Origin of the sequence: Marinicella gelatinilytica (assembly GCF_026410405.1) — a bacterium.
GTDB lineage: Bacteria > Pseudomonadota > Gammaproteobacteria > Xanthomonadales > Marinicellaceae > Marinicella > Marinicella gelatinilytica.
In genome coordinates, this window is the sequence record NZ_JAPMLN010000029.1 from 1 (window position 1) to 9,068 (window position 9,068).

Consider the following 9,068-nt stretch of genomic DNA (forward strand, 5'->3'; position numbering starts at 1 on the left):
ATAGAACACGTAATGGATTGCCTGAATAACAGACCACGGAAAACAAGAGGCGGGAAATCTCCGAATGAATTATTTATGGGGCAGCAAGTCGATTTACTTGCTGCATGATTAAATTGCACTTATTACTTGAATTCAAGTATTTTGAATCTTTTTAATCGCCTTATGGTTTTCTAATAATAGATATTTTTTAGTTCTATTGCTCCCATAAATATTAAGTTGATCACACATACTTTCAACTGCTTTTGAAGAGCCTAACAAATCCATTTCAAGACAATATTTCATACATAAAACTCCTCTTTCTAACAATTGATTCATAGCTTTTGTATGGCTATTTCTAAAATTTGTTAAAAGTCTTTGTTGGTTTCTATTTGTTCCAACAAAGTCATTTAATAAAATATCCCCTTTAAACTCACTTTTATATTTAGGTAATCCCTGATTGTCCCTGCTACTATGAAGATCATCATTTTGATACGGAAGAAAATAATCTTTATCTAAAATGACCATGTAAGGAAGGTCCAGTTCTTTAATAATGTGAAAAGGATAAGGCAGATTTTTAACGCCATCAAAGTTTATTAAACTAATCCCTAGTAAATCCAAATCTAAATTAGATCTACCAGCCAAATGTTTCACAACTTCTGCATCATTTTTACTTTCAACTAGAATCACATAATTAGCAAAGAAAAAATCACTATTTCGGTAATTATGAAATTGATAGTAAAGAAATTCCTGTAAATTATATTTATCAAAAAAATCATCACTTATTTTGAATACAACTGATTTAAATCCACGTTTATCATCATGTACCTTTCTAACTAATGAAATATTTTGATGTTTCAAATTATCTATAAGAACAGTTGAATGAGTTGTCAGAAATAATTGTGAAACCCCATCTGTATCATCCAGAATTGAATTTACAAACTCTCTTTGCGCTTGCGGATGTAAGTTTGTCTCAGGTTCCTCTATAGCCAAAACAATATTTTGGTGTTTTATTTTGGCTAGAACTCTATATAAAGCAATTATCGTCAAACTTTGAAGGCCAGTGCCACAATCATTTAAACTGTGAGTTACACCCATCTCATCAATCTTCATTTCAATTTCATTTAAAAAACTAAGAAAATTTGCATCTTTATTAAATTCAAGATGAAATTCGAACGTATTCCTTAAAGAATAGAATGATTTAATATCTTTAGATATTTTTTTAAGAGCTTTTTTTTCTAAATAATCTGTTGCAGATTTAAATTTAGGAGAAAGAGTATCTCTATTTTGAGTTTCGATTTTTAAATACTCAATAATCAGCTTTTTGATAAGTGCATCTTCATCCCATTTTAATTGCTTAGGAGATCTATTAGGTGGTATATAAACAAACGCTAACGACTTAAGAATAACATCTAATTGTTCTCTTGAAACATTTACAAACTTTTTATTGCTATTAAAGATTTTGTATGAATGTTTACCATTTTTTTGAAATACTAACTGAAGCTGTACTACATTATTGAATTTGAATTCATCTAAAGAATCGACGTTTATATCTGTAAATCCAATAGTGATTTTCGGAATTGATTTACTAGAGTAAGCATGACTGCCATCTTTAAAATAATCTAATTCTTTTTCAATATTGAAAAAAGCGTTTAATGCTCTAATTATTGCTGATTTTCCACTATTGTTTTGTCCTACAATTCCATTAAGTTCTGCAATATTTATTTTGCAAATATCAATTGACCTGAATTTTCTGATTTCAATAAAACTTATTTTCATTTTTACTTCGATTAAACAAACATCCTCTGCAACAAGCCCTTTTTAAACAATTCCGAATCGGCAATTTGCTTTTTCATGGTATTGATATTTTGATCGATGGTGGACAGGAAATTGGCGATCTTTTGTTGTTCTTGTTTTTTAGGTAACTTTACTACAAATGATTTAAGAGCATATATTGCAAGCTTAGGTTGTGCATTTGTTGTTCTCACAGACCAAATTAATTTTTTAAAATAATTAGAATTTAAATAGTGATAAAGATACTTTTGATTACATTTTATATTTGTTAGTTTATTTGCGTTTTCTGTTAAGTTCGCGCCATTTAGTTCCTTTGGAATTACTCCCACAAGTCCCAAAGTACCAGCAACAGAAATATATATTTCATTTGTAAATATTCGATAATTTTTAATTTTAGGAAAAGCCTCTTTAGGTACAAATTTGATGTCTTTCAAACTAACTGTACCATTTAACATATTAGATACTGTTATATATGGGAAACCATTGTTTTTATTTTCCAAAGAATATCCTTTGGGTATTCTTTTCCCTCCTTTAACATCACAAATTTCTACCAAACGATTCTCTTCCCAATCCGGAAAATCATTCCCCTCACCATCCTTGAACCTAACCTCCTGACTAAAGATTTTCTGCATCAGGCCTTTTTTGTAGTCTTCGAGGGCGGCTTTTTTTTCTTTGAGTAAGGTGATGCGTTGGTCGATGGCGGTAAGGAAGTTGGCGATTTTTTGTTGTTCTTTAAAACTGGGTATTCTAAATTTAGTTGTGCTGATTTGATTCCAGTCTGCTCGCGGCATCCTAGTACCTGTGGTTATGTTTACTTGGTAATTAAATTTTGATGTTTGTATTAAATAGTAGACATATTTATTGCATTCACTATTACTGTAAAATGCCCATATCTCGCTTGTGCATATTCCTTCAAATTCACAAAAATAGAATTTACGCAGATAAGGTCTCAACTTCCCAAATAAAATATCACCTTTGTGGAATTTAGTTTTTAAACTTTTTAAATTTTCTGAATCGAAAGTTTTAACCAATAAACCAGTTTCTTTCTCAATACTTTCTAATTCAACTGATTTAAAAGAGTCATTGCTTTTTATAGGGTCAATTTTTTTCTTTCGCAGTTTTACTATGTTGTTAAACTTTAATATACGATATTCTTTTTGAAACTCATCGAACCGTAACTCAGGCAACATTTTTTTCTTTACTATAGCCTTCATCTTCAAAACGGCGTAGGAATCCCAAGCTCTTTACAAAACTTGGCGATTTCTTCATTGGTTTGTTCTAGGTCGGCATCAATTTGTTTGAGCTCGTCTGATACGGCTTTCAAATCCACCGGCTCTTCCTCCTCAAACGTATCCACATACCGGGGAATATTCAGGTTGTAATCATTCTCAGCAATGTCTTCTAAGCTGGCGATGTGGCTGAATTTGTCTTTGGCTTCGCGCTTTCGGTAGGTTTCGACGATGAGATCGACGTCCTCATCGCGCAGGACGTTTTGATTGCCTTCTTTGGTGTAGTGGTTGTCGCCGCTGGCGTCGATAAAAACGACGTTATCGTCCGGTGCGCGGTTCTTTTTCAGGACCAGGATGCAGGTCGGGATACTTGTGCCGTAAAAGATATTCGCCGGTAAGCCGATAACAGCGTCGAGGGCGTTCATGTCTTTAATAATGTATTCACGGATGGTGCCTTCGGCGGCGCCACGGAATAACACGCCGTGAGGAAAGACAGAGGCCATGATGCCGTTATCATCGAGCTGATAGAGCATGTGGGTTAAAAAGGCGTAGTCGGCTTTGGTTTTCGGCGCCAGTCGGCCGTAAGGACTGAAGCGTTCGTCAGTGTCATTTAAAGGGTTGGCGGTGCTTTTCCAGTGGGCTGAAAAAGGCGGATTGGCGACCACGGCTTCGAAGCGTTGATCGATGTGCCGGGGCTCTTCTAAAGTGTCGTCCTGCTGGATATCGAAATCCCGGTAATGGACATCGTGCAGAATCATGTTCATGCGCGCCAGGTTATAGGTGGTGCGATTCAGTTCCTGGCCAAAGAATTCGGTCACGTCAGCTTCCCGCGCTACACGCAGTAATAAAGACCCGGAACCACAGGTCGGATCATAGACCGAACGCAGGCGGTCTTTTCCGGTGGTGACGATTTTCGCGAGGATTTTCGAGACCTTTTGCGGCGTGTAGAACTCGCCGGCGGATTTACCTGCCCCGGCGGCGAACTTGGCGATTAAATATTCATAGGCATCACCGAGGACATCGGAATCGATTTCCTCGAGCTTAAAATCAATCTTACTTAAAAAGCCCAAAATCTCGACCACAATGTCATTGCGGGCTTTGACCGTGCGACCGAGTTTACTGGACTGTAAATCCAGATCTTCGAATAAGGCATTAAAGTCGTCTTCAGATTCGGTGTTACGGGTGCTGTCTTCGATGTGATTCAGCACCGTCTGTAAGTCCTCAAGTATGTAATTCGATTCGTCTTCGATTTTAGCTTGTCCCTTATCGACCAAAACCCGAAACAGTTCAGTCGGTGCCAGGTAATAACCGAGCTTTTCGACGGATTCATCTTCAATGGCTTTTAAAGTGTCTTTATCGGTGACATCGGTGTATTCGGTCACCGCTTCGCCCATCAGCAGTTCGTTGGCGTAGAGGTATTGTTTTTCAGAGAGGTATTTAAAGAAGATAAAGCCGAGGATGTAATCACGGTAATCATCGGCAGAAATTTTCCCGCGCAGTAAATTGGCAATCCCCCAAAGCTGGGTTTCCAGGTTTTTCTTTTGGTCTTCGGTCATTGAGTCCTTTTATAGTTGTTCACTTAATCGCGAAATTCAGGAGATTCCTCCACGCACGGCCTTAACGGCACGCGGTTAACGCTTCATTTCTGTACGATAAGCCGCAATAACTGCTTTGCCTGGCCTTCGCTTGGTCGGAATGACATTCTGTTGTTTAATTTATTTTTGTACTCATAAAATCAAACAATAGATTCAAATCCTCTGTTTTTTATAGTCACTGTCACTTTGCCCAATATAAGAAAAATTTGCAATAAAAAACTTTAAAACCGCGATTGGACACGACTTAATTTGGTTTATTGCTTGTGTCGGGTTCTGAAAGGGTCGGATGTGGACAAAATTTGACGGTTTAATTTGATTTTTGAATAAATAAAATCATAGGATGGGCTCTGCCCATCAAACACTGAAATTGAGGGCAACATCATAATCAGATTGTTATGTGATGGGCGGAGCCCATCCTACTTGATATGGTATAAAGAATTAGAAAGATTCTGCTGGTTTATGAATGGAGCGCTTCAATAGCATGTTTTGGGTCGGCTTCTAAAATTCGTAATAAAGCTTTTGCGGGGCCGGTCGGTTTTCTTCTGCCCTGCTCCCAGTTTTCTAAGGTGCGTTTACTCACACCAATCAGCAAAGCAAATTCGGCTTGTGATAAACCAACTTCCTCACGCAACTTTTTTATTTCCACATCGGGGAATTCAAAGACACGCACTGGCTGGCGTTTATTGTGTAATATTTCACCCATTTGCTTGGTGCTTTCTAATAATTCGTTAAATAATTTATTGTCCATTGATTGACCTCTGCATAACTGCTTTTAATGCCGCCAACTGCTCAGCTGTTAAGTTATCTTGTTTCGATTTAGGGTAAGCAAAAATCATATAAATCTGCTCTGCGCTTGTGTACCAATAATAGATCACACGAACACCACCACTTTTACCTGTACCCTTTAATTTCCAGCGAACTTTTCTCAAACCGCCACTGCCTTTAATTAAATCGCCCGTATCAGGTTTAAAAATCAATGCTTTTTGTAATTCACCGTACATATCATCATTCATTAATGACTGTATTTGACGAGTAAATATGGGCGTTTCAATAAAAACCATTAAACTAATTATACGCCAATGACGTATTAATGTGTAACCATTTTTAGATTTACTTTATAAAAACAGAGTCAAACGACAAAATTAAATAACGGAGAATGGACTCTGCCCATCAATGACTGGAATTGGGGGCAACATCGTAATCAGATTAGTTTGTGATGGGCGGAGCCCATCCTACTTGACTTATAGACATAAACATTCGAACCTATGATTAGTATCCGTAGGTTGGGTTTTGCCTAACAAACACTCTTCGTGCGTTCAATTTTGCTGTCCTGCTTGGCTTTTCGATTCGGCTTAAATCTGGAATTTCCGGTCAATATGGCAAAGCCATTGTGTTTATCGTTGAGATGGCAGGGTATATTTCCTGGCGTTTTAAGGATAAGCACAAGGGTGCAGCCAGATTGGGTGGAAAACCAGACTTGTTTATTTAGGTCGAATTGGAAAGCCCTCAGTCGAACCCCTGGCGGGTTGGTTCGAGCCATGACCGTCGCTTCCACCAATAAAAAAGGCCAGTACATTACCCGTGGTGCATTTGGAAGAAACCAAAACAAATGTTGTCATATCGACCGAGCGAAGCGAGTGGAGATATCTCCCAAAGTTTAAAATTCTGGCTAAATTGAGGAGATTCCTCCATGCGCTTCGCTTAGTCGGAATGACGAGTCGTCTTTTTGGTTATTAAATCAAGTTTATTTACCATTTATCGTTCCAAATGCACCACGGGTAGTACATTATATTTTTTGAAAACTTAAGAATCTGAAAGTTAGCGGCGGGATGATGAATTTAAAATTTTCGATGAGTTGCGCTTGGTAAGGTGTGCCTGCGGCGCACGGAGGCGGCGGGAATTACAAAGCACATCCATGTGCTTTGCCCTGCGGGTCGCCTTCGGCGATCAAATCGGCTGTCCTGCCGATTTAGTCGAACCCCTTGCGAAGGGTTCGTTACCGCGCCTCCACCAAATAAAAAAGGCCACCCGTTATAGGTGGCCTTTCTTATTTGGTGGAGGCGGCGGGAATCGAACCCGCGTCCGTAAGTCCTCTGCTTGAGGCTCTACATGCTTAGATTAGGCTTTTAGTCTTATGTTGATGACTCCGCCTGTCAGGATTCATCAACACCAGTTCGGATTTGATTTAACCGAAAGCATCCAAACGGTACTTTCAGCGATCTTGCTGGTTATGACGGACAGTACGCGAACGCAAGAAATCGTGAGTGCCCGTTAGCAATTTAAGCTGCTAAAGCGTAGTTATCGTCGTTTGCAACTATAACTTTGAAACTGAGTTTTACGAGGTGAATTTCGCCCTCGGCATGCACCTTCAAGTTTCGCGACCCACGTCGAAGCCAGGTCGCCCCCTTGTTTGGTTCTTAGTAAATGGGGTCGCTCGTACCCCATTTCAAGTCTGTTGATTGTATCACCAATCGCCTTAATGACAACTGAATTGATGTAATTAGTTTATTGGTAGTTCTGATTTATTTGTGTGGTTCTTGTATACCTGACCTGCTTTCATTACAAAGCGGACATTTTCCAGGGTTTTGATGTTTTGCATCGGGTTTTCATCGACAGCGATGATATCGGCTTTGTAGCCGGTTTTTATTTCGCCGATGTCTTTCATTCCGAGCAAATCTGCGCTATTCAGAGTAGCAGATTGAATCGCTTCCAGAGCGGTCATACCGTGTTTTATCATGGCGGACAGTTCTTTGGCGTTGAGACCGTGCGGAATTAAGGGGGAATCGGTACCGAGGGCGATTTTGACCCCGGCTTTAATGGCTTTTCGCAGATTTTCCTGGGCCAGTGGCATGATTTCTTCGGCTTTTTTGCGGGTGATGGCCGGCATGTTATCGATGTCTTTAAAAATAAATTCATCCGATCCTGAGGTGGGCACCAGGTAAACACCCTTTTCTTTCATCAGTTTAATGGCTTCCTTATCAACCATGGAGCCGTGTTCTATGGATGCCGCGCCGGCTTTAATGGCTGCGATAATGCCTTCAGTACCATGGGCGTGGGCGGCCACTTTATAGCCATGACGTCTGGCTTCGTCAACAATGACCTGCATTTCTTCGTTGCTTAATTGTTGTGCGCCGACGGTGTCTTCTAAAGACAGGACACCGGAGGTGGCGTGCATTTTAATAACTTTGGCGCCTTGCTTGATTTGATAACGCACGGCTTTTAAGGCTTCATCGGCACCGCTGACCACACCCATTTTATAGTCCGGTTCCAATAAAGACGGAACTAAACCCTGGGTAACGTCTCCGTGACCACCGAGTATGGTGATCATATGTCCGGCAGGGATAATGCGCGGGCCTTTAATCCAGCCGGCGTCAACGGCTTGTGCCAGTGAAGCACCAATCAGTTCATCGGTGACATGTAAAGCGCCGACGTTTCTGACCGTGGTAAAACCGGCCATTAAGGTGAGCTCGGCGTTCTTGGCGCCACGTAACGCGCCTTTAGTGGCGGGTTCCTGAGTAATAATGGCATCGAAATTACCGACGTAATCCAGATCTAAGTGGGTGTGCATATCCATCAGACCAGGCAGCAAATAATGCTCACTGAGATCAATCAGGATGGATTCTTCAGGAATATTTTCGGGGTTGATGGCCTGTATCACGCCGTTTGTGACAACAAACACTGCCGGCGATATCAGTTCACCATTGGTGACATCAAGGTAGGCTTTGGCCTGAATGTGATGGCTATCGGCTTTGGCAACGACTACAGAACTTAACAACAGGAAGGCAACAATGATTAATTTATTCATGGGTTTACGGAAAATTAAAACCACAGATTAACCGAATAAGCGCACGTTTGAAATAAAAAATGCATTCCCCCCAACCTCGAGATAGTAATTTGCGGGGGGAATACACCTTCAGAACGCGGGATGAGACACAACATTCAAATTCTTTTGATGACAACTAAGTCTAATTCCTTCTTTCCAATTAATTTTTCAAAGTTGAACTTTATAATCTCAAGATTAAATGTACGAATTAGAATCAAAAATTCAGCTTATTTACACGGAAAAACTGGTAAAAATAGAATTTTTTACATATTTATCACCCGTGGTGCATTTGGAATGATAATTGGTTCTCAAGATTGCTTTCAGCACCTAAAAGTGTCATGTCATTCCGACTAAGCGAAGCGCATGGAGGGATCTCGCCAATTTTATCGTAAATCTCCATCGTCAGGAGATATCTCCACTCGCTTCGCTCGGTCGATATGACAATACTTGTTGTGTTCTGTCCTAAATGCACCACGGGTTATTTATCATAAACTTATAGCTATAATATTTTACCTCAATTCGGATAATAAGTGCAATTTCCTGAGGAGGTCGGTTAACTGGTATAGTTACTGATTTTTCTCACCAAAAGGAAAATGCAATATGAGCTATAAACAGTTAACCGAAACAGAACGATATCAGATTTACAGGCTA

Annotated in this window: 6 protein-coding genes, 1 other RNA gene and 1 pseudogene; 1 reads left to right on the forward strand and 7 read right to left on the reverse strand. The window is 39.8% G+C overall.

Features of this window, described 5'->3' with window-relative positions; translation table 11 throughout:
- Positions 1-108 (forward strand): annotated as a pseudogene (locus OS173_RS13090) (IS30 family transposase); the annotation flags it as partial.
- Positions 109-132: 24 nt separating this feature from the next.
- Here OS173_RS13090 and OS173_RS13095 read toward each other — a convergent pair.
- From OS173_RS13095 to OS173_RS13125, 7 genes are all read right to left on the reverse strand, one after another.
- Positions 133-1,755, reverse strand: coding sequence for an ATP-dependent nuclease (locus OS173_RS13095; protein WP_267184740.1), 1,623 nt, complete (start codon positions 1,753-1,755; stop codon positions 133-135).
- 11 nt (positions 1,756-1,766) lie between these two features.
- Positions 1,767-2,984: a restriction endonuclease subunit S gene (locus tag OS173_RS13100; protein ID WP_267184741.1), complete on the reverse strand. Its 1,218-nt coding sequence runs from the start codon at positions 2,982-2,984 to the stop codon at positions 1,767-1,769.
- A 2-nt stretch (positions 2,985-2,986) separates the two neighbouring features.
- Positions 2,987-4,555, reverse strand: a complete 1,569-nt coding sequence (locus OS173_RS13105; RefSeq protein WP_267184742.1) for a type I restriction-modification system subunit M — start codon at positions 4,553-4,555, stop codon at positions 2,987-2,989.
- Between the two features lie 496 nt (positions 4,556-5,051).
- A complete protein-coding gene (locus OS173_RS13110) occupies positions 5,052-5,342 on the reverse strand; it encodes a helix-turn-helix domain-containing protein (protein ID WP_267184743.1) in 291 nt (96 codons plus the stop codon).
- Positions 5,332-5,655: a type II toxin-antitoxin system RelE/ParE family toxin gene (locus OS173_RS13115; RefSeq protein ID WP_267184744.1), complete on the reverse strand. Its 324-nt coding sequence runs from the start codon at positions 5,653-5,655 to the stop codon at positions 5,332-5,334. The genes OS173_RS13110 and OS173_RS13115 overlap by 11 nt, the downstream gene beginning before the upstream one ends.
- Before the next feature lie 991 nt (positions 5,656-6,646).
- Positions 6,647-7,000: a transfer-messenger RNA gene (gene ssrA, locus OS173_RS13120) on the reverse strand.
- A 94-nt stretch (positions 7,001-7,094) separates the two neighbouring features.
- Positions 7,095-8,399, reverse strand: a complete 1,305-nt coding sequence (locus OS173_RS13125) for a metal-dependent hydrolase family protein (protein ID WP_267184745.1) — start codon at positions 8,397-8,399, stop codon at positions 7,095-7,097.
- Positions 8,400-9,068 lie beyond the last annotated feature (669 nt).